The organism is Azoarcus indigens (assembly GCF_004361735.1).
Classification (GTDB): domain Bacteria; phylum Pseudomonadota; class Gammaproteobacteria; order Burkholderiales; family Rhodocyclaceae; genus Azoarcus; species Azoarcus indigens.
The window spans coordinates 99504-121616 of sequence record NZ_SNVV01000011.1; the positions used below are offsets into that span (position 1 = coordinate 99504).

Here is a 22113-nt window from a genome sequence, read left to right on the forward strand (position 1 = left end):
GATCTGCCGCAGGGGATTGCCGCGGCCTGAAAGGAGCACCTAATGCCCAGCCAATCCAACCTGCGCTTCACCTTTACTGTGGGCGAGACCGAATTCGACGTCATCGAGTTCACCCTCGACGAGGGCCTCTCCGAGGGCTGCCAACTGGCGCTGGAACTGGCCAGCCACGACCCGGCCATCGACTTCGCCAAGGTCCTCGACGCCCCCGCCCACTTCATCCTCTGGCACGGCGAACACCCCGTGCGCCATGTCCACGGCAAGGTCAGCCGCTTCGAGCAAGGCACCACCGGCTTCCGCCGCACCCGCTACCGTGCCCTGGTCGAACCGCCCCTGGCGCGGCTCGAGCTGTGCGCCGACTGGCGCATCTTCCAGCAAAAAACCGTGCCGGAGATTCTGGACCAGCTGCTCGCCGAGCACGGCATCGCCCCGTACCAACAGAACCTCACCGAACAACACCTCACCCGCGAGTACTGCGTCCAGGCCGGCGACACCGACCTGGACTTCCTCCTGCGCCTGGCCGCCGAGGAAGGTCTCTTCCACCGCTTCGACCACCGCCCCGACGGCTGCACCCTGATTCACAGCGACCGCCTCCACATCCAGGGCGCCATCGCCGGCGGCCCGGTGCGCTACAACCCCACCCCCGGCGGCGACCGGCCCGAACCGGCCTTGCGCACCTTCACCTACGCCGAGCACGTGCGCACCACCCGCCAGACCCAGCGCGACTACACCTTCAAACACCCGCAGTACGACCAGCAGCGCAGCGCCATGGCTGAACGGCCGATCGCGGCCGAGCGGGACTACGAGGACTACCGTTACCCAGGGCGCTACAAGGACCTGTCTGGCGAAGCCTTCACCCGCGACCGCCTACGTGGCCTGCGCGGCCAGGCGCAGATCGCCACGGTCGAAGGCGACGACCCGCGCCTGGTCCCCGGCCTGGCCTTTGACCTCATCGGCCATCCCCGCCAGGACTGGAACCACGGCTGGCGTCCGGTGCACATCCGCCATGAAGGCCGCCAGCACACCAGCCAGGCCGAGGAAGGCGCCGGGGCGCAGAGCGGCACCCGCTACCAGTACACCGCCCAGCTGGTGCCCGACCGCGTCGAATGGCGCCCCATGCCGCGGCCCCGCCCGCTCGTCCCGGGCCCGCAAGTGGCCACCGTCGTCGGCCCCGAGGGCGAAGAGTTCCACGTCGATGAATTCGGCCGCGTGCGCGTGCAGTTCCCCTGGGACCGCGAAGGCGCGCACAACGAACACAGCTCCTGCTGGATTCGCCCGCTGCACGGCTGGGCCGGCAGCGGCTGGGGGCAAATCACCCTGCCGCGCATCGGCCAGGAGGTCATTGTCGCTTTCCTCGATGGCGACCCGGACCAACCGGTGATCACCGGCCGCAGCTACCGGGTGGGCAACCGCCCACCCTACGAACTGCCCAAGCACCAGGTGCTCAGCACCCTCAAGAGCAAGGAACACAAGGGCCAGCGTGCCAGCGAACTGCGCCTGGACGACACCACCCGCGAAATCAGTGCCGCGCTGATGAACGACCATGGCCAAAGCCATCTCCACCTGGGCTACCTCACCCACCCGCGGCCCGATGGCGGCCAGCCGCGCGGCGAAGGCTTCGAGCTACGCACCGACCTGCACGGCGCCTTGCGTGCGGCGCAGGGCATGCTGCTCAGCACCGAGGCACAAGCCAGCGCCAACGGCGGCCTGCTCGACCGCGCCCAACTGGTCAGCACCCTGGAGGCGGCGCTGGAACTGGCCAGGACCCTGGGCGACTACGCCGGTGAACACCAGGGCCTGCCCCACCACGCCCAACCCCAAGAAGTGCTGACCGAGGCCGTGCGCAACCTGGGCCACGGCGCCAATGACCAGGCCGACGGCGGCGGCAAGGGCAATGAAGCCGTCATCGCCCTATCCGCGCCGGCCGGTATCGCCCTGGCCAGCCCGCGCAGCATCGCCCTGGGCGCCGGCGAACACATCGATGCCGCCGCGCACGAGCACGTGCAACTGACCGCCGGCGAGCAGATGTTGCTCAATGCCGGCCAGGGCCTGGGCACCTTTGCCCAGAGCGGCGACATGCGCCACATCGCTCACCAAGGCCAGTTGCTCCTGCAGGCGCAGCACAACAACGCACGCCTGGAGGCCGACCAAAGCGTGGAGATCAGTGCGAGCCAACAGCACGTCCTATTCGCCGCAAAGCAGCACATCACCCTGCTGTGTGGCGGCGCCTACGTGAAGATCGCCGACGGCAATATCGAGATGGGCATGCCGGGAGATTTTGTCGTCAAGGCGGGCAAGCACAGCCTGGTGGGGCCGGGCTCCGCCAGCTTCCCCCTGCCTCGGTGGTCGAAAAGCGATGCCGGCAACTGGATCGAGATCAACCACCGCGGTGCCGACGGCCAGCCGTTCGCAGGGCAGGAATACCGGATTCTTTTCGAGAACGGCCAGAACATCACCGGGAAGCTCGACGCCCAGGGGTACGCCCGCCACGAAAATGTGCCCGAGAAAGCCGTCAAGGTCGAATACGCCCCCCTAGAACCGCGTGAGGATTCCGTCTGGGAACCCCTGCGGCACCTGATCGACGCAGCCCGAAACAAACTGGGTTAAGGACGGCCTATGTGGGAAGAACTCGAAAACGCATTGGCCTGGTACGCCGCCGCCCCCGCGCGCTGGCTCGGTAGCGCCAGGCAGGACCTGGGCGCCGCCGCCGAATGGCTCTGGATCGTCCTGCAAGGGGACTTCGCCGAAGAGCAGAGCACCGCCCAGGTGGTGACCGGCACGGTGATCTCGATGATCCCCATCGCCGACCAGTTGTGCGATGTGCGCGACCTGGTGGCCAACTGCCGGAAGATCAACGCCGACAGCAGCAACCACTGGGCCTGGATCGCCCTGGTCCTGACCCTGATCGGCCTGTTTCCCGTGCTCGGCTCGCTGGCCAAGGGCTGCTGCAAGATACTCTTCGCCTACGGGCGCAAGTTCGCCGTGCGCTCCGGCGCGGCGCTGAAGGTCGAAGGTTTCTGGGACGCCAGCCGGCCCTTCGTCGAAGCCGGTATCGGCAAGCTCAACCAACATCTGCAGACGCCCGTGGTCCGCAGTAGCCTGCGCGCCCTGAACATCCTGAACCCCTATCAATGGCTCGCCGGGAAGCTGCGGGAGGTGATCGCGCAGCTCAAGGTGGCGGAACTGACGAGGGTCTTCGACGAACTGATCGATACCCTGCGCCAACTGCTCGACCTGGTCCGGCGCTGGGGCAGCGCGGCCATGGCCAGCCGCGCCGGGCAGTTGCTGGAGTCCGTGCTGAACGTACGGCGCATGGCCAACCAGAAGCTCGAAGGCCTGCTCGGCCCCGTGCGCGACTGGCTGGAGCGGCTGGCCCGCCGCCTGGATATCGAGGCGGACATGAACTACCGGGCCCAGGTGAACGCGCGGAATCACCACGGGACGCCACGCCTTCAAGCTGAAGATGATGCGCTGGAGTTCGAGCGGAACAAGCCGGAGTGGGTGGATAAGACGGGTAAGTTGATTCACAGAGAAATGGCAAAAACTCCTTCAAAGCCTGGCTGGCCAGATATCAGTGGGACCGCTCCGAAGCCACTGGAGAATGCTTTCAAGACCTTCAAGAAAGCCTCACCAGTTACCCTGCAGCCCGGTGAACGACTCTATCGCGTGGTGGCACCCAACTCTTTCGACAACAGCATCTGCTGGATGCGCGAGGCCGAGTTCCTCGCCCTGAGCGGTCGTGACGACTGGCGCCGCCGCTTCGCCGTCTGGCGCTACTGGAACCGCAACGGCGAGTATGTCGTCTACACCGTGCCGCCGGGCAAGGGCCTGAATGCCTGGGAAGGGCCGGCTGCCAGCCAGAAGCTGGAAGAGGCCAGTCCCTATGTGCTCGAAGGCGGCGCCCTGCAGATCGTCCTCGACCCCCGGCAGTTGCAGCCGGAGCACCTGAGCCGGCGCCGGCCCACCCAGTGGGGCTACAGCGACTTCCCCGGCGAGAGCGATGAATTCCTCGGCCTGCCCAAACTGACCAACCATATCGATGGGCGCAACCTGCCGCCCGACTCCAAACTCGATCTCTGAAAGGATGCCTTATGCCGACCCCTTTGAGACCCCAGGAAATCTACCTGCTCGAACGCTTCAGTTCCAAGGAGTACTACCAGCAGATGCAGGACGCCTGGGCGGCAATGCTCAAACATGTGGAAGACTGCCTGCAACGCTTCATGCGGCAGTTACCGGCGGACTACCGCAAGCGCGGCCTGCCGATGCAACCGGATATCGTCTGGGGCGACACCGTATTGCCGAACTTCCGCCGAACTATGGATGCGCTGAACAAGTGCTTCATTAATCTGGTCCATGGTGATTACAGCAGCTTGCTTGCGGCTCATCGAGTTTCAAATGACATGCGAGGCCAGCGGGAGTATTGGAGCGGCTGGCTGGATGAAGTGGAGCCCGGTGCGGATGACCAATACTGGGGCCTGATCGGGCGGGCTTCGCACTTCGCTAGCAATATTTTGGCAACCGCTGAAGCATATTGGGTAACAACTTTTCTAACCATCGGATACAGCGAAGAGCGTGGCCCCCTTGACCCTCCTCCCGCCTGGCCACGTTATCGCCTGAATCCCCAGGTGCAGGTCCGTACTGGAGAGCCGGTTCCGCAAACAGGTGTCTACCTGCCCGATGTGGATGACGCCTGTGCACAGTTCCTGATCGCTTCCCATCATTTCACCAGTTATACGCGTAACGCTCCTGAAGCCAGCGTCGGCTACGACCCTGACACTTTGCAAAACATCTCCGAGGCTCCAACTCTCTGGACCGTGGTCGAACGTGTACCCGGCGAAACCGTGCCTTTCGAAGAAGGACTCGGCCCCTTGCCCGTGCCACCTGTTTACGCTGGCCAGCCCTGCCCACGTGCCGGCTTCTGGTTTACCCTCGCTCAGCACGATTCGCGCCGCCACTTCCAGCAGGGCGAGATTTTCCCCGAAGTGCCGCGCGGCCTCGCCAAGGGCCATGTGCTCTGGCTATGGGATGAAGGACAGGACGGCACACCGGCGGTTTTATCCTCCAGCGCTGCCACGGTCGACCTGTCCACGCCAGTGGCGGATACCCCCAGCGCGTTCGCCAACAGCGGCGAACCGGCGCCCCGTGCCGGGCTGTGGCAGGTAATAGACAACCCCAGCGTTCAGTTCCGCGCCGGTCAGGCAGGCGAAGCCTTGCCCACCTACCAGGGCCAGCCGCTGCGCTGGCAGTGGATCGAACAGCCCGGAACAGGTTTGCGCGCCACCTCCGGCCAGCCTTGCCCCTACCCTGGCGTATGGAGTTGCGAGGACTGGCCCACTGGCCCACACACCTTCCTGCACGGCGTGCCTCTGCCAAAGGTGCAGGGCCGCGATGTCACCTGGTTCCTGGTCAGAACGCAATGAGCGCTGGATGCCCCTTTGAACTCAGCCTTACGCAGAAACGCCAGGCGACCTTGATTTACCACTTCACCTCCCTGGACTACCTCCAGGGTCTGTTGTTGCGCCTCGATGGCTTGCTCCAGTACGCGGACTACCTGCTGGAGCGGCGCAAGGTAGTGGAGCCCTTCATGTACAGCGCGCAGTGGGGCGCGCGCAATACCGGCGCCAACTGGAGCAGCACGGCCTATCCGGGCATGAGGGATTTCCGAGAGCAGGTGCTGATAGCGATCGCCTCGCGCGACATGGAGGTCTCCGAAGACTCCGGAGCGGCGTTCTGCAGCCGCATGCTGGCCGAGCACTCGATGATGTGGATGAGCCCGGACCAGGAGAAATCCTTCAAGGAACGTTTTGAAGAGGTCTCCAACTACGCGGGCGCAATGGATGGCATCGTGGGGCTTCTGGGACGTGCCACCCCCTGGGGCGACTTTGATTTTTGGTCTGCCTGGCAGCAGCACAAGGCCCTGTTCCCCCGGCTCCCGAAATTCCGGGTGCACACCGATATCGTCGGCCGCTCCGGCGAGGTGCCGCCGCGCACGGGGGCCTACGTGCCAGCCGATGACCCGCACGGGGCCATGCAGTTCGCCTGGACCGGCACCACCCTGGATGGTTATCGAGAGGGGGAACTGCTCAAATGTGACACCTTCAACGACATTGGCCTGGATGCCTTGGCGGCCGTGGGGCGTGAGGGGCTGTGGAGCGACGATGTTGGCTTGGCGGCCTTCCTCGGCAAGGTTTGGCATCGGATACCCGATGCCGGCAGCAAGTTCAATTGGTGGGTACTGGACAAGAACGGCGCCATCAAAACCAAACCAGGCATTGCCGCATCCGCCATTGCTCAGAACGCCACCGAGTATCGTGCCTGCGACTGGTATTTCGTGGAGTTGCTGGAAGGCGAGTTCGAAGACGGCGAGGCCACGGAGCTGGCGGAGAGTGGCCAGAACGTGCCTCCGCCTCAGCGAGCCCGCGACGTCTGCCCCGCCACCGGCTGGTGGTCCTCCCCGGCCAGGCACGATTCCCGCCGCCACTTCCTGCGCGGCGACCTGTTCCCCGACATCCCTAGCGACACCACGTTCGGCTACGTGCAGTGGCAATGGGACGACAACCAGCAGGACTCGGCCTTGCCGCCGGAACTGCCGCTGGAGGCCAATAGCCTCCAACCCGCCCCGCGGGCCGGGCTCTGGCTACAGGCCAAGCAGCCCGAGGTGCGCTGCCGCGTCGCCGAGGGCGAGCCGCTGCCCCTGGTCGATGGCTTGTCCGTGCACTGGCAATGGGCCCAGCAACCGCCGCCCGGCATGCGCGCCACCAGCGGCCAGCCTTGCCCCTATCCGGGCACCTGGTGCTGCGAAGACCTGCCCACCGGCCCGCACGCCTTCCTGCACGGCGTGCCTCTGCCAAAGGTGCAGGGCCGCGATGTCACCTGGTTCCTGGTCAGAACGCAATGAGCGCTGGACAGCTCATTGAGTTTCTACCCGAGCAATGAAGGAGCTACCGGCTAAATAAACGGCCGTAAGCTGCGGCCGTTCGTGACCTAGCCGTGGTGCAGACAGATGCGCGATGCGGCTCCGCACTGGGCCCGGGCATTTTCGGGGCAGGCCATTTCGGCGACCAGGGCGGCGAAGCTCGCCACGCCTGAACTACGCAATGGACGGTAGGGGATGTTGAAGCGTTCGCAGCCACGTTTGAGCAGCGCCACCGAGTTGTGGGAGATGCAATCCACCGGGAACACCACCAGGTCGGCGCCGGCCAGGGTGGTGGTGAGCATGCCGCGGCGGTCTTCAATGCCGCCGTCGTGCAGCAGCAGTTCGCCGCCAGCGGCTTCGACCAGGGCGCGTATGGTGTTGGCGGCCTGCGGCCGGCCACCGACGTAGACGATGCGTTTGCCCTTGAGCGGGGTGGGCGCGGCTCCGGCCTCGGCCTGCGGTGCGAAGGTGTCGGCGAGGTGGGTTTCCACCGCGTCCAGCTCTTGTTGCTGGGCGTTGATCTGGCGATGCGCCTCGATCAGCGCGGCTTCCAGCGTGGAGGCCCAGTCTTCCGCTTCTTTCAGCCGGGCCTCCGCCTTCTCCAGCCGGCCGGCATGGTGGGCGCTGGCCTGCTCGCTGGCTTGCAGGGCCATCTCGTTGTTCTTCAGGGTGGTTTCCAGCGCCCGCACCCGCTCGTCGGCAGAGGTTTCCGCCGGTCTGCTGCGCTCCTGCCGGGCGAGTGCTGCCTGGGCGGCGCCAAGGTCGCGCAGGCGCTGCTGTTGTCGGTCCACCTTGTCCTTGAGGGTGGTGTTTTCTTCTTCCAGCGCCAGCAGGCGGCGGATGTCGGCGCGGTTCGCCGCGCCCACCAGGTGGGACAGCATGTGCACTTCGCCGAAGGCGTGCTGGCGCAGGCCGGGGGTAGCGGCCGGGTGCGTCATCAGCGCCCAGTAGGCGCCGGGCACGTCGCCGTGCTTGAGGCATCCGGCCCAGGCGGCTTCCACCTCGGCCTCGCTCTGGTAGCGGCGGAAGCGCTTGATCTCAGGCGCGTACACCGTGTCCAGCAGCTTGTGCAGCGCGCGGGCGCCGTCGCCGCCTTCGGTGGCCAGTTGGACTGCCATGTGGTGGATGTCGAGATCGCTGGCCTTGGCACGGACCAGGTCGCAGAACTTGGGCACCAGTTTGCGCAGGGCGGTGGTGCTGAGGCAGGTGCCGATGATGGAGCAGTGCAGGTGCGGATCCAGCTCGTGCAGCCGGGCGCCGCGCGGCAGGAAGGCTTTGGCAGGGACCGGCGCCGGCGGCCTGCTGGCGCGGGGCAGCGCGCGCTGCGCCCATGAGGAGGGCGGCGCGGCGTTAGCCTGGGTCTGGAAGATGTGGGCGGGCTGGCTCATGACGACCTCGGCAAGGGCAGCGGCTGGGAGTGACTTATGTATGTAGTCGACTATACAGCGAAAGGCCGTGGCTGGAACGGGGCCATGCTGCGCTGCGAGGCCGCCCTTGTTCCCCGCGGGTTGGGGCTGCGGGCGGCAGGGCGGTTGACGGGGCAGGCCGGTTGAGGGGCGCAACTGCCGAAGGGCGGCCGGGGGAGATGCCTGCGGTTGCCCGGCCGCGCGCTTCGCCGTGGCGCGCTCAGTTGTGCTCAGCCGCGTGGCGGCAACTGCCAGTCCACGCTCTGCGGCCGCCCCGGCAGATCCAGGCTGGCGGTGGCTGCCGGCGTGCGGGCGACGATGTGGCCCTTGCGTATCACCGCCAGCCGGGTGGCGCGCAGGCGGATGGCTTCCACCGGGTCGCGCGCCTGCAGCAGCACCAGGTCGGCGCGGCAGCCCGGTTCCAGGCCGTAGCCTTCCAGGCCGAGGATGGCGGCCGGCGTGGTGGTGACCGCCTGGAAACAGGCGCGCATCGCCTCCTGGCCGGTCATCTGGGCGACGTGCAGGCCCATGTGGGCCACTTCCAGCATGTCGCCGCTGCCCAGGCTGTACCAGGGGTCCATCACGCAGTCGTGGCCAAAGGCCACCGGGATGCCGGCGGCCAGCAACTCCGGCACGCGGGTCATGCCGCGGCGCTTGGGATAGCTGTCGTGGCGGCCCTGCAGGGTGATGTTGATCAGCGGGTTGGCGACGGCGGCGACGCCGGCTTCGCGCATCAGCGGCAGCAGCTTGGAGACGTAGTAGTTGTCCATGGAGTGCATGGAGGTCAGGTGCGAGCCGGTGACGCGCCCGTGCAGGCCGAGGCGGTGGGCGTGGAAGGCCAGCGTCTCGATGTGGCGGGACAGCGGGTCGTCCGACTCGTCGCAGTGCATGTCCACCCGCAGGCCGCGATCGGCGGCGAGTTCGCACAGGATGCGCACCGATTCCGCGCCGTCCGCCATGGTGCGTTCGAAGTGTGGGATGCCGCCGACCACGTCCACGCCCATGTCCAGCGCGCGCTTCAGGTTGTCCAGCGCACCCGGGCTGCGCAGCGCGCCGTCCTGCGGGAAGGCGACCAGCTGCAGGTCCAGCCAGGGCTTCACCGTCTCCCTCACCTGCAGCAGGGCCTCCACCGCCAGCAGGCGCGGGTCGCAGACGTCCACATGGCTGCGGATGGCCAGCAGGCCCTTGGCCACCGCCCAGTCGCAGTAGCGCAGCGCGCGCTCCACCAGCGCCTCCTGCGTCAGCGCTGGTTTCAGCTCGCCCCACAGGGCGATGCCCTCCAGCAGCGTGCCGGACTGATTCACCCGCGGCTGGCCGTAGGACAGGGTGGCGTCCATATGGAAGTGGGCGTCCACGAAGGGCGGGGTGACGAGCTGGCCGGCGGCGTCCACCACGCTGTGGGCGACCGCCGGCAGCACCGGCTCGACGGCGACGATGCGGCCGTCGCGTATGCCGATGTCCAGGCCCTGGCGGCCGTCGGGCAGGGTGCAGTTGCGCAGGACGAGATCGAGCATGGGGCCTCCCTGAAGGTGCGGCGTTGCGGTTTCTTCCGCTTGTACCGGAAGGCCTGGCCGGGTGTAAACGCCGGCGGAGGGCCGGGGGCTCAAAGCGGGCGGCGGGAATGCGGGTTGCTGCTGGTTCCCGATGGGATAGCCGATGGTGATCGGCCTTCCAGGGCAAAAAAACCAGAGGAGCCTGTCATGACGATACCCAAGACGAAGGATGCAGCGCAGGGCGGTGCCACCCTGCATGACCAGCAGGTGGGCCGCGGCACCGGAGGCGAGACGCACCAGGTGGCCGGCGTGGATGTTCCGGTACTCACCACCGCCCAGGGCGTGCCGGTGGCCGACGACCAGAATTCCCTGCGCGCCGGCGCCCGCGGCCCGACGCTGATGGAAGATTTTCATCTGCGCGAGAAAATCTTCCACTTCGACCACGAGCGCATCCCGGAGCGGGTGGTGCATGCCCGCGGCTACGGCGCCCACGGCTACTTCGAGAACTACGACAGCCTGGCCGACCTCACCCGCGCCGACCTGTTCCAGCGCCCCGGCGAGAAAACGCCGGCCTTCGTACGCTTCTCCACCGTGGCTGGCAGCGAGGGTTCGCCCGACCTGGCGCGCGACGTGCGGGGCTTCGCCGTCAAGCTCTACACCAAGGAGGGCAACTGGGACATCGTCGGCAACAACATCCCGGTGTTCTTCATCCAGGACGCGATCAAGTTTCCCGACCTGATCCACGCCGCCAAGCCGGAGCCGGACAGCGGCTTTCCGCAGGCGCAGACCGCCCACGACAACTTCTGGGACTTCATCTCGCTGACGCCGGAGTCGATGAACATGGTCATGTGGATCATGTCCGACCGCACCATCCCGCGCTCCTTCCGCTTTATGGAAGGCTTCGGCGTTCACACCTTCCGCCTGGTGGACGCCCAGGGCGGTTGGCGCTTCGTCAAGTTCCACTGGAAGCCCAAGCTCGGCATGCAGTCGGTGGTGTGGAACGAGGCGGTGAAGATCAACGGCGCCGATCCCGACTTCCACCGCCGCGACCTGTGGAACGCCATCCAGTCCGGCGACTTCCCCGAGTGGGAGTTGGGCCTGCAGGTGTTCGACCAGGCCTTCGCCGACAGCTTCGACTTCGACGTGCTGGACGCCACCAAGATCATCCCGGAAGAGCTGCTGCCGGTACGCAAGGTCGGCCGGCTGGTGCTGGACCGCATGGTGGACAACTTCTTCGCCGAAACCGAGCAGGTCGCCTTCTGCACCCAGAACATCGTGCCCGGCATCGACTTCAGCGAAGACCCGCTGCTGCAAGGGCGCAATTTCTCCTACCTGGACACCCAGCTCAAGCGCCTGGGCAGCACCAACTTCACCCACCTGCCGATCAACGCCCCCAAGTGCCCCTTCCACAACTTCCAGCAGGATGGCCACATGGCCATGCACAACCCGCGCGGCCGCGCCAACTACGAGCCCAACTCCTGGGGCGGCGCTGCGGGCGGGCCGCGCGAATCGCCGGACCGCGGCTTCACCACCGTACCGGTGAGCGATGACGGCCCCAAGCAGCGGGTGCGCTCCGAAACTTTCGCCGACCACTACAGCCAGGCGCGGCAGTTCTACCGCAGCCAGACGGAGATCGAGCAGGGCCACATCGCCGCCGCGCTCACCTTCGAGCTGAGCAAGGTGAAGACGGTGGCGATCCGCGAGCGCATGGTCTCCCATCTGCTGAACATCGACGGCGCGCTGGCGGACCGGGTGGCCCAGGGCCTGCGCCTCAAGGGCATCCCCCAGCCGGCGACGCCGGCGATGGCGCCGCGCGACCTGCCACCCTCGCCCGCGCTCAGCATCCTGGAGAACGGCCCGGACGGCTTCAGTGGCCGCAAGCTGGGCGTGCTCGTCACCGACGGCAGCGACGCCGGCCTCCTCGCCGCGCTGCGCAAGGCGGTAGAGGACGTCGGCGGCATGGTGGAGCTCATCGCCCCGGAGGTCGGCGGCATCACCGCCTCGGACGGCAGCCACGTGGCCGCCGACGAGCGCCTGGATGGCGGCCCCTCGGTGCTCTACGACGCTGTCGCCGTGCTGCCCTCCGAGGATGGCGTGGACGCCCTGCTGGAGAAGCCGCCGGCGCGGGACTTCGTCGCCGACGCCTATGCCCACTACAAGTTCGTCGCCTACATCGCCCCGGCACGCAAGCTGTTCGACAAGGCCGGCCTGCCCGCCCAACTGGACGACGGCTTCATCCCGCTGGACGCCGGCTCGCCTCCCACCCGCTTCGTCAGCGCCTGCGGCGCGCTGCGGTTCTGGAATCGCAAGGGGGCGTGAGGGGCTTTCACGCGGCACCCTGCGTTCAAGGCCTCCCGCGGTGTATCGAGCCCGCCAGGGTTTTCCCCTCGCGGGAGAGGGGAGGAAGGCGGGCATCCACCGACTGAGCCCCTAATGCACTTCCAGGGCGCGGACTTGCGCCCTCGCTTGCTGGGCTCCGGTGGTGCTCCCTCTCCCCTCGCGGCAGGGTCGGTGACAGGAGAGGGGCGCCCTAGCCTGAGCTGCGTCACCGGCGCCCTTTGCCGGCCCTTGCGCGCCTCAAGGCAAGATTTGCCGGCCGCTCTTGCCGTCCGGGACTTGTTTCGCGCCGGCAGGAGTCGCCGCAAACTCGCCCAAAGCCGCGCCAGCCAATGCCTCGGCGCCTCTGCCGACGCCCGGCAGCTGCTTTGGCATGGAACTCGCAAATGGAAGTGAAACGTGCTCCCACGGCGAGGTTCCCATGCTGTCCACCATCCTCCGACCCGTTGCCCTGCCGCCCGATCTCATCGGCCAGCCCGCGCCCTGCGACCTCTTCGATGCCCGCGGCACCTTGCTGCTGCGTCAGGGCGCCAACATCTCGCTGCGCGCCGAAACCCCGCACCGGCCCTGCACCGTGTTCTGCGAAGCGGAGCAGGCCGAGCGCATCTCCCCGGCCGACCCCATCGGCCGCCTGCGCGAGATCGGCATGGCCCTGGGCCAGCTCGCCGACACCGCGGTGCAGGGCGGCGTGGTGGAAGCGGAGGATTTCCGCGACCTCGCCCGCTGTACCTACGAAGTCTGGCAACTGGATGCCGACGTCTGCCTTGGCTACGTCCGCCTGGTGCAGTTCGACCGTGCCAGCGTCTGCCACGCCGTCCACGCCGCGCTGCTGGTGGCCGAGCTGGCGACCGCCAACGGCCTGCCAGACCACATGGTGGTGGAGGTAATGGGCGCCGCGCTCACCATGAACCTCGCCAGCATGGGCCTGCATGACGACATGGCCGACTTCGTCGGCGCGCCCGACGTCACCACCCGCGAAGCGCTGGACGCCCACCCTGGCGATTCGGTAGCGCTGCTGGTGGAACTCGGCGACTTTCCCGCCAATTGGCTGGCGGCGGTGGCCCAGCATCACGAGAACATCGACGGCAGCGGCTATCCGCTGGGCCTGCGCCGCGGCGAGATCACGCTGGCGGCGCGCATGCTGCGCATCGCCGATGTGCTGGCCGCTCGCCTCAGCAGCCGCCGCGGCCGCACCCCGCGCCACTGGGGGCTGTACCAGGCGCGTGACGTTGCCCATCTGATCGAGCATGTGTTCGGCGCCGACCTCGGCCAGCTCGACCCGACGCTGGTGCGGCTGGTGATGTCGCGCCTGGGCACCTTTCCGCCGGGCAGCCTGGTGCGCCTGTCCAACGGCGAGCTGGCGGTGGTCAGCCGCCGCCGCGCCGGCCAGGGGCCGACGCCGCGCGACGTGCTGTCCTTCATCGGCACCCACGGCCGCCCGCTGGAAACGCCGCGCCTGCGCCAGATCGGCCCGCGAGACGTACGCATCCAGGGCTACGCCCACGACGAGCTGCCGCGCCTGCCGGCCTATGAATGGCCGCAGATGTGGGGTTACCGGCACTGAGTTTTCGCGCCGGGCGCCGGGGCCATCAACCGGGCAACTGAACACCTCACCGCCGTTCAGGCTGAGCCCGTCGAAACCGGCTTCGGCAATGCCCGGCGACAAGCCTGGCTGGAGCGAAGCCGGGCCGCTCGGAGGCGCGATAGTGCCTGTCCGGCAGCGGATTCGATGATCGGCGCAGTGGCGCTGCCCTACTGGCTGGCGAGATCCAGGCTCGGGGCACGGCCCGGTGCCGGGAGAGGGACGCTAACCCTCCCGCCACGCCATCCCGCTCTCCTTGACACCCGTCAACGTGGCCCCGGCTGCGAGGCGGAGACTTTAGTCATCGGGCCCGCGCGGCCCTTGGCAACAAGGAGCAGCCATCATGATCACCACTGCCATCTTCCCCGGACGCTACGTGCAGGGCGACGAAGCCCTGGCCACCCTGGGCGAGGAAGCCGCCCGCCTCGGCCGCAAGGCCCTGCTGGTGTGCGATCCCTTCGTGCTGGACCACCTCGTCAGTGAAGTGCGCGACGGCCTCGGCGGCCGCCTGCCGGCGGTCGAAGTGCGCTTCGGCGGCGAATGCTCGGACGAGGAAATCGCCCGCATCAAGGCCATCGCCGAGCGTGAAGGCGCCGACATGGTGGTCGGCATCGGCGGCGGCAAGGCGCTGGATACCGCCAAGGCGGTCGCCTACGAAATGCAGGCGCGCATCCTGATCGCGCCCACGCTGGCTTCCACCGATGCGCCCTGCAGCGCGCTGTCGGTCATCTATACCCCGGCTGGCGCCTTCAAGCGCTACCTGGTGCTGCCGCACAACCCGGACACCGTGCTGGTGGACACCGGCGTCATCGTCCGCGCGCCGGTGCGGCTGCTGGTCGCCGGCATGGGCGATGCGTTCTCCACCTGGTTCGAGGCGGAGGACTGCCGTACCAAGCGCGGCGCCAACATGACCGGCCGCATCGGCCCGATGACCGCCTACGCGCTTGCCCGCCTGTGCCATGAAACCCTGCTGGAATACGGCACCCTGGCCAAGGCCAGCGCCGAACAGGGCGTGGTCACCCCGGCGCTGGAGCACATCGTCGAGGCCAACACCCTGCTCTCCGGCTTGGGCTTCGAGAGCGGCGGCCTGGCTGCCGCCCACGCCATCCACAACGGCCTCACCGCGCTGCCGCAGAGCCACGGCGCCTGGCACGGCGAAAAGGTGGCCATCGGCGTGCAGGGCCTGATGTTCCTGGCCGACAAGAAGCCGGAGATGATAGATACGGTGTATGACTTCTGCCTGTCCGTCGGCCTGCCGGTGACGCTGGCGGATATCGGCCTGGGCGAGGTCAGCGACGCGGAGCTGCTGATCGCCGCCACCGCCGCCTGCGCGCCGGGCGAGACCATACACAACGAACCGGCCGAGGTGTCGCCGAAGCGGGTGCTGGCGGCGTTGAAGGTGGCGGATGCGGAAGGGCGCAGGCGCAAGATGCAGTGGGCGGTTGCCTGAACTCGAGGGGCTGCGGTTCGGGTCGAAGCAACTGGCCGGCCTGGCTGCAGCGCCCGATGGCGTAATGAAGCAGCGCTCATAACGGCGAAGGCCCCGGGTTTCCGGGGCCTTCGCCGTTTGGGATTGGGCGTGCGCCCAGGTGCTGCCTTGCTGCGTCTGATGACGCTGTTGCCCTTTGCGGGGCTTATCTCTTGCGGGCCGCGGCGGCTTTGTGCTGGCGGGAGAGGGTGGCCATCGCCAGCAGGGCGGTCAGCATCAGGGCCAGGCTGCCCGGTTCCGGCACGTGGTTCTCCGGCGGCAGGTCGGGCGTCGGCGGCGGGACAGGGGTGGTGGGCGGTAGATCGGGGGTTCCCGGCGGCAGATCGCCGCTGAAGGGCTGCAGGTGGATCTCGCCGCGCTGGTCGATGCTGCTCACCACCACCGAGCCTTCGATGTTGTTGTAGTTGGTCAGCGTCGCGTTCGGGGCCAGCACGCTGCCGCCGAACTGGCTGTACAGGGTGATGTCGGTGGCGTTGTAGAAATTCCAGATGACGTGCGAGCCGATGGCCTGGGCGCTGCCGCCGAGGAAGTTGGCGAAGATGCTGATGACCAGGTCGTCGACGTTGAAGATCACCGTGTCGGCGCTGCCGAGGTTGAACTCGAACTCGCCGAGCTTGAACAGCGCGGTGTCTATGCTGGTGAGGTCGAACACCGCCAGGCCGTTGGCGTCCGCCACCGCGTTGAAGGTGGCCTTGTTGCCGTTGACGCTGACCGTGCTGCCGGTGCTGGGCAGGCCGGCCAGCTGCAGCGCCAGGTCGCGCATGGTGCTCTCGATGGCGGCGGTGCTGGGCTGGGTGGCGGCGGCGTAGCTGCGGCCGCCGTTGAAGTTGGTGCCGCTGGTGGAGCCGCCGACGTAGGCGTTGCCACCGTTGAAGTTCACGCTGCTGGCGTTGCCGGCGACGTAGGCACCACCCTTGTTGATGTTGGCGTTGCTGAGGTTGCCGCCGACGCTGATGCCGCCGCCGTTCACGTTCAGGTTGGAGGCGTTGCCGCCCACCACCAGGCCGGCGTACTCGGAGGCTGGCATGTCCTTGGCGTGGAGCACGTAGTCGCCGCCGGTGACGTTGCCGCCGATGTAGGCACGGCCATCCACGTGGGAGCTGGATTTGGCGTTGCCGAACACCACCAGGTTGAACTGCTGCAGCACCTCGCTGGCGATCAGCGGGGCGGCGTGGGCGGAGGCGGTGAAGGCGGCACAGGCCAGAAATGCGGAGCAGGCACGGAAGGCGGTTCGGATGCGGGTGTTGCGCAAGCGGGCGGTCATCGTGGCGTCGTCTTTTGTTTTTTGTCAGATGGCGAAGGCGCTCGGGGGAATTACACCTTCGAGGTATGTCCTCCATGCTAAACGCGCGCGCGCTCTGCTGCCGTGCAATAAGTCACCGCTGAGCTGGATTCGCAAGCATGGGCCGGCGGCTCAGTCCGCCGGCAGGCCGCAACCGCGCAGTACCAGATTGGCGACGTGGCTGCCGGCGCGATCGAGCGCGGCGCGGTCCAGCCGTTTGCGGCCGAGCACCGCGCAAACCTGGGGGGCGAAGTCGGCGTAGGTCTGGGTCAGCGCCCAGATGCTGAAGAAGAGGTGGGTGCTGTCCACCGGCGCCATGCGGCCGGCGGCGATCCAGCCGTCTATCACCCGGGCCTTGTCGGCCACATGGGCGCGCAGTTCCTGGCGCAGGAAGGCGCCGATCTCCACGGCGCCGTGCAGCAGTTCGTTGGCGAACACCCGCGAGGCGTCCGGCCGCGCGGCGGTGAGCTGCATCTTGGCGGCAACGTAGCCGGCGAGCGCCTCGCGCGGCTCGGCCTCCGGCCGGATGCGGTCGGTTTCCGCCAGCCACAGCGCCAGGATGTTGCCCAGCACCGCGCGATAGACCTCGGCCTTGGTACCAAAGTAGTAATGGAGGTTGGCCTTGGGCAGGCCGGCGCGGTCGGCGATGGCGGCCATGGTGGCGCCCCGGTAGCCGGCGCCGGCGAAGACCTGTTCCGCCGCCTTGAGGATGGCGGCCTCCTGGCGCCGCCGCACGCGGCCCTTGGCCTCGGCGCCGGCGGCGGCTTTCTCCACTTTCACTTGGTGCCGAACAGGCGGTCGCCGGCGTCGCCCAGGCCGGGCACGATGTAGCCGTGCTCGTTGAGGTGGCTGTCCACCGCGGCGGTCATCACCGGTACGTCCGGGTGGGCGGCGGCCAGCGCTGCCAGGCCTTCGGGCGCGGCCAGCAGGCAGACGAAGCTGAGGCTGCTGACGCCTTCCTCCTTGAGCCGCGACAGGGCGGCGCAGGCGGAGTTGCCGGTGGCGAGCATGGGATCGATCACGATCACCTGCCGCTCCTCGATGTCTTCCGGCACCTTGAAGTAATACTCCACCGGCTGCAGCGTGGCCGGGTCGCGGTAGAGGCCGATGTGGCCGACGCGGGCGCCGGGCAGCAGTTCGATCATGCCGTCCAGCATGCCGTTGCCGGCGCGCAGGATGGACACCAGGCAGAGCTTCTTGCCGCTGATGACCGGCGCGCGGCAGCTTGCCACCGGGGTGGTGATCTCGATCAGTTCGGTGCTGAGCTCGCGGGTGGCCTCGTACACCATCATGGAGGCGATCTCCCGCACCAGGCGGCGGAAGTTGTCGGTGGTGGTGTCGGCGCTGCGCACGTAGGTGAGCTTGTGCTGCAGCAGCGGGTGGTCGATCACGGTGAGGTTGGGGTTCATCGGTGCGACTCCTGCGAGGCCAGGGAAGGGGAGGGGGTCAGAACACGGTGCCGTCGCTCTCCAGTTGCAGCGGCGGCGGGCCGCCGGGGCGGCGTTCGGCGGCGATGCGGCGGCCGGCGCTCCAGCTGCCGCCCTGCAGCACGCGGGCGAGCGGAAAGGCGGCGGCGGAAACGTCCAGCGCTGCACGCACTGCCTCGGCCAGGCGGTCCAGCCCGGCCACCGTCAGCGCCCGCCATTCGACGATGGGCAGCGCATCCACCGTCCACCGGGTGGTGAAGAAGGCGGGGTGGCGCGGCACGATCACGCCGAAATCCAGCAGCAGGCCGCCGTTGCGGTACTCCGGCAGGCCGGTGAGCGCGTCCAGGCCGGCGATCTCCAGCCCGGCTGCCTGCAGTGGCTCCAGCAGCGAATAGGCCAGCCACTGGGTGAGCTTGTGGAAGGGCAGCAGTTCATCTGCCAGCGCCGGGTGGCGCCAGCAGTCGCCCAGTGGCACGCCGGCGAGGCTGAGGCGGCCGGGCCACACCGGGCCGAGGGCGCGCAGCAGCAACGCCAGCAGTTCTGCGGCGGGCAGGCGGCCGTCCGCGGCAAGGGAGAACAGGTGATCGACCAGATTGCCCAGCCGCGCCGGGCGGCCGAATACCGCTGGCGTGGCCTCCGCCACCTCGCCCAGGCGGTTCAGCAGCGTGGCGCGGCCTTCCAGGCCGAGCAGCGGGTTGCCGCCGCTGACCTGGAACAGCGCACCCAGCACGGCGGCATCGATGCGGCGCAGGGCGGCGGCGTCGCTGCGCAGCGGCCGGCCGGGATCGTCCGACAGGGTGCCGGCGGCGAACAGCGCCAGGCTGGCAACGGCCAGGCCCTCGGAGCGCGCCAGCGGTGGCTGGTCGTCGGCCTCGTGGAAGCGCCAGTCCGGCCCGGCGCCGGCGTCCAGCAGCACGCTGGGAATCACCAGGTCCACCGCCACCCGGGCGCATTCGCGGGCGTCGCCGGCGAGTCCGGCGGTGGCTTGCAGTTCGGCCCAGCGGTCGCGGCCGCCGGCTTCGAAATGGCGCCAGCGGCTGTGGTAAGGCACGGCCAGGTCGGGATAGGCGCGGCGCACGGTGTCCGCCACGTAGGCGGCGCAGGGGGCGAGCTGCGCGCTGTGCCACTCGAACAGCGGCGAGTCGCCGGCCTGCACCCGCGCCATCACCACCGCGCAGCGCTCTCGCACCGCTTCGGCGCGCAGCAGCGCGGCGGCGGGGTGGCCTGCCGGAACCGGGGTGTGCCAGCCGCTGCCTTCGTGGGGAAGATTCATCGGATGCTCCTCTGTTTGCCGGGCGGCGGGTTGGGCGTCTGTTTATCGCCGGTCGGGAAGCTTCATTCGTGCAGCCCGCGGCCTTTGGCCAGCGCCAGTTCGGCCTCCAGCGGCGGCGCGGCGGGGGTGAAGTAGCCGGCGGCGAGCTTGGCGTCGATCTCGACGCGGGCATCGGCGGGGATCAGTGCCTCCGGTATCGGCACCCGCTCCACCACCTCGATGCCGGCCGCTACCAGCGCGCCGTGCTTCATGTTGCTCATGGACGTCCAGCGGTCGATGCGGCGTATGCCCAGCCAGTGGAAGACGTCCGGCATCAGTTCCTGGAAGCGCATGTCCTGCACGCCGGCCACGCACTCGGTGCGCTCGAAGTAGGTTTCGGCGCGGTCGCCGCCGAGCTGGCGCTTGCGCGCGTTGTACACCAGGAACTTGGTGACCTCGCCCAGCGCCCGGCCCTCCTTGCGGTTGTAGATCACCAGGCCGACGCCGCCCTGCTGCGCCATCTCGATGCAGACCTCGATGCCGTGCGCCAGGTAGGGCCGGCAGGTGCAGATGTCGGAGCCGAACACGTCGGAGCCGTTGCATTCGTCGTGCACCCGGCAGGCCACCCGCGTCTGCGGCTGGCCGAGGGCGGCGACGTCGCCGAAGAAGTAGAGCGTCATCCCGCCTATGGGCGGCAGGAAGACCTGCAGGTCCGGCCGCGTCACCAGCTCGGGGAACATGCCGCCGGTCTGCTCGAACAGGGCGCGGCGCAGCTCGTGCTCCTTGATGCCGAAGCGGGCGGCGAGGCCGGGCAAGTACCACACCGGGTCTATGGCGGCCTTGGTCACCCGCACGTCGCCGTTGGCGCACAGGATGTCGCCGTCCGGCTGCAGGCGTCCGGCCGCGATCGCCGCCTGCAGCTCCGGCATGTTGATGTGGGCGGTGGTGACGGCGATGGTGGGGCGGATGTCCATGCCGGCTGCGATCAGCGCGCCGAACTCCTCCGCCACCCGGTGGCCCCAGGGGTCCAGCGACACGATCTTGTCCGGCTCGCTCCACTGCGGGTGCGGGCCGATCAGCGCGGCGGGCGAGGTGTCGGTGAGGTCGGGGCGGTGGTCGCGCTGCAACTGGCCGGCGGCGACCGCCAGCGCGCGGTACACCGAGTAGGCGCCGGCGTGGGTGCCGATGGCGTTGCGCTGGGCGGGCTGGGTGAGGCTGGCGATCAGCGGTCCGCGGTCGCGGGCCTCGGCGGCGCCCCAGCGTATCGCCGGCGCCGAGCCGGCACGTACGCGTGGATGCGAGGTGAGCATGATGTGCGATGACATGATCCCTCCCCGGGGCGAAGCCCCTTGCGCGGGTGGCGGCGGCTGCGGCCACCTGGCGCCATTGTGGCGCGACCGGCGCCTTCCTGCCGGCCTTTCGAAGTTGACCAATTGGTCAGGTTCGGCGAAGCCAGTTCCATGCCAAGGGGGCAAGCGCCGGTTTTTCCACCTGGCGTGGAAAAATGCCGCACTGCGCTGGGGCGGCGGGGCTGACGACGGTCATGTTTTTGTGCAAGGATGGTGCGACGCAAGCGTGTTTGCCGTCGCCTCCGCCAGCTCGCGGCAGGGCGGCAGACCATCCGGCCGGACAGCGCTTCCGGCCTGCCGCGCAAGGAGGCGGTAAGCGGGTGGCATTCGCCTTGCAGTCATTGCTGCCGCGTGCCGGCCGCCTCCGGCGCCCACTCCGCCGCCGGACCCGCCATCCCGGCGCTGCCGGGCACGCTGTCTGCAACACCCCTTTCCCATTACCGAAAGCGAGCGTGATCCATGGACACGAAAAACAAGCTCAAGGCCCGGAATTTCCCTTCGGCGCAGGACGAGGTGAGCGCCGCCGCGCCCAAGCAGCCGTCCCGCTACGACGGGCCGGGTAGCGCCTTCCGCATGGCTTTCGCCGACACCGAGTTCCTGCTGCGCGAGGAACTGCGCCCGGTGCGCATGCAGCTGGAACTGATGAAGCCCGAACTGGTGCAGCAGGACCAGGGCGTGGATTCCACCATCGTCATCTTCGGCAGCGCGCGCTTCAAGTCGCGCGAGGTGTCGGAGCAGATGCTGGCGGCCGCCCGCGCCGCCGAGGATGAGGCCGCCATCAAGCGCGCCGAGCGCCTGCTGCGCATGTCCCATTACTACGAGGAGGCGCGCCGCTTCGCCGAGCTGGTGACGCGTGAATCCAGCGCCCTGGGCGAGCCGGTGATCGTCTCCACCGGCGGCGGCCCGGGCGTGATGGAGGCCGGCAACCGCGGCGCCCACGAGGCCGGCGGCCGCAGCATGGGCATGAGCATCTACCTGCCCTTCGAGGAGGCACCCAACCCCTACATCACGCCGGAGCTGTGTTTCCAGTTTCACTACTTCGCCGTGCGCAAGATGCACTTCCTGATGCGGGCGGTGGCGCTGGTGAGCTTCCCCGGCGGCTTCGGCACGCTGGACGAGCTGTTCGAGGTGCTGACGCTGACGCAGACACGCAAGATCCGCCGTCGCCCCATCATCCTGTTCGGGCGCGAATTCTGGGAGCGCCTGATCAACTTCGACACCCTGGTGGAGGATGGGCTGATCAACCCGGAAGACGTGGAGCTGTTCCAGTACGTGGAAAGCGCCGAGGACGCCTGGGAGGCGATCAAGCTCGCCTACCGCATCGACGATCCGAAGTTCACCGCGCGCCAGATGCGCGCCTGATGCCGGGCCGGGGCGCGGGCGCGCCGGCTTTCGGCAGCCGCCCGCGCCCCTCCCGGTTTCCGGGCGGCGCGGGCCGGGCAATTTTTCCATTCCGCGGCACCATGCAGCGCCGGTGCTGCACCTCGCTTCACCTGCCCGGGAGAACGAACGCGGCCGTCCTGCGCCGCTGACCGGCTGGTTCCAGACCGGGCGGATCGGGCGGATGAAGGGCCGGCTGGCGC

The 22113-nt window shown here is 68.4% G+C and carries 15 protein-coding genes; 8 read left to right on the plus strand and 7 right to left on the minus strand.

All coding sequences use genetic code 11. The features are described from left to right. Window positions 1–42: 42 nt before the first annotated feature. Genes C7389_RS13835 through C7389_RS13850 form a run of 4 tightly spaced genes read left to right on the plus strand, consistent with a single transcriptional unit; the run spans window position 43 to window position 6895 of the window. Entirely contained in the window at window positions 43–2604 is a 2562-nt protein-coding gene (locus C7389_RS13835) for a type VI secretion system Vgr family protein (protein ID WP_133592409.1), read from the plus strand. A gap of 9 nt (window positions 2605–2613) precedes the next feature. Then, window positions 2614–4077: a hypothetical protein gene (locus tag C7389_RS13840; RefSeq protein ID WP_133592411.1), complete on the plus strand. Its 1464-nt coding sequence runs from the start codon at window positions 2614–2616 to the stop codon at window positions 4075–4077. 11 nt (window positions 4078–4088) lie between these two features. Next, complete coding sequence (locus C7389_RS13845) at window positions 4089–5417, plus strand: hypothetical protein (protein ID WP_133592413.1); 1329 nt, start codon at window positions 4089–4091, stop codon at window positions 5415–5417. After that, window positions 5414–6895 carry a hypothetical protein gene (locus tag C7389_RS13850; protein ID WP_133592415.1) on the plus strand — a complete coding sequence of 494 codons (1482 nt, stop codon included), beginning with the start codon at window positions 5414–5416 and terminating at the stop codon, window positions 6893–6895. The genes C7389_RS13845 and C7389_RS13850 overlap by 4 nt, the downstream gene beginning before the upstream one ends. Window positions 6896–6981: 86 nt before the next feature. Here the strand turns inward: C7389_RS13850 and C7389_RS13855 are convergent, their stop codons facing one another. After that, window positions 6982–8301: a DUF2325 domain-containing protein gene (locus tag C7389_RS13855; protein ID WP_133592417.1), complete on the minus strand. Its 1320-nt coding sequence runs from the start codon at window positions 8299–8301 to the stop codon at window positions 6982–6984. Between the two features lie 248 nt (window positions 8302–8549). Then, a complete protein-coding gene (locus C7389_RS13860) occupies window positions 8550–9833 on the minus strand; it encodes an amidohydrolase family protein (protein WP_133592419.1) in 1284 nt (427 codons plus the stop codon). Between the two features lie 186 nt (window positions 9834–10019). Here C7389_RS13860 and katE point away from each other — a divergent pair, with 186 nt between their 5' ends. From katE to C7389_RS13875, 3 genes are all read left to right on the plus strand, one after another. Continuing rightward, window positions 10020–12131 (plus strand): catalase, encoded by a 2112-nt coding sequence (gene katE, locus C7389_RS13865; RefSeq protein ID WP_133592421.1) that lies wholly within the window; start codon window positions 10020–10022, stop codon window positions 12129–12131. Between the two features lie 439 nt (window positions 12132–12570). Further along, window positions 12571–13713 (plus strand): HD-GYP domain-containing protein, encoded by a 1143-nt coding sequence (locus C7389_RS13870; protein ID WP_162851744.1) that lies wholly within the window; start codon window positions 12571–12573, stop codon window positions 13711–13713. A gap of 361 nt (window positions 13714–14074) precedes the next feature. Continuing rightward, window positions 14075–15181, plus strand: a complete 1107-nt coding sequence (locus C7389_RS13875; RefSeq protein ID WP_133592425.1) for a glycerol dehydrogenase — start codon at window positions 14075–14077, stop codon at window positions 15179–15181. A 184-nt stretch (window positions 15182–15365) separates the two neighbouring features. On the opposite strand, the gene C7389_RS13880 is transcribed toward C7389_RS13875, so the two are convergent. From C7389_RS13880 to C7389_RS13900, 5 genes are all read right to left on the minus strand, one after another. Continuing rightward, window positions 15366–16484, minus strand: coding sequence for a choice-of-anchor A family protein (locus tag C7389_RS13880; protein WP_133592428.1), 1119 nt, complete (start codon window positions 16482–16484; stop codon window positions 15366–15368). Between the two features lie 150 nt (window positions 16485–16634). After that, on the minus strand, window positions 16635–17282 hold the full coding sequence (locus C7389_RS13885) for a TetR/AcrR family transcriptional regulator (RefSeq protein WP_133592430.1): 648 nt from the start codon (window positions 17280–17282) through the stop codon (window positions 16635–16637). After that, window positions 17279–17911 (minus strand): uracil phosphoribosyltransferase, encoded by a 633-nt coding sequence (gene upp / locus C7389_RS13890; protein WP_133592432.1) that lies wholly within the window; start codon window positions 17909–17911, stop codon window positions 17279–17281. Before upp ends, C7389_RS13885 begins: the two co-directional genes overlap by 4 nt. Window positions 17912–17948: 37 nt before the next feature. Then, window positions 17949–19202: a URC4/urg3 family protein gene (locus tag C7389_RS13895; protein WP_133592434.1), complete on the minus strand. Its 1254-nt coding sequence runs from the start codon at window positions 19200–19202 to the stop codon at window positions 17949–17951. 62 nt (window positions 19203–19264) lie between these two features. After that, the gene (locus C7389_RS13900; RefSeq protein ID WP_133592436.1) at window positions 19265–20506 is read right to left on the minus strand and encodes a GTP cyclohydrolase II; all 1242 of its coding nucleotides are present in this window, start codon (window positions 20504–20506) and stop codon (window positions 19265–19267) included. A gap of 483 nt (window positions 20507–20989) precedes the next feature. Between C7389_RS13900 and C7389_RS13905 the strand changes: the two genes are divergently transcribed. Then, a complete protein-coding gene (locus C7389_RS13905; protein WP_133592438.1) occupies window positions 20990–21892 on the plus strand; it encodes an LOG family protein in 903 nt (300 codons plus the stop codon). Window positions 21893–22113 lie beyond the last annotated feature (221 nt).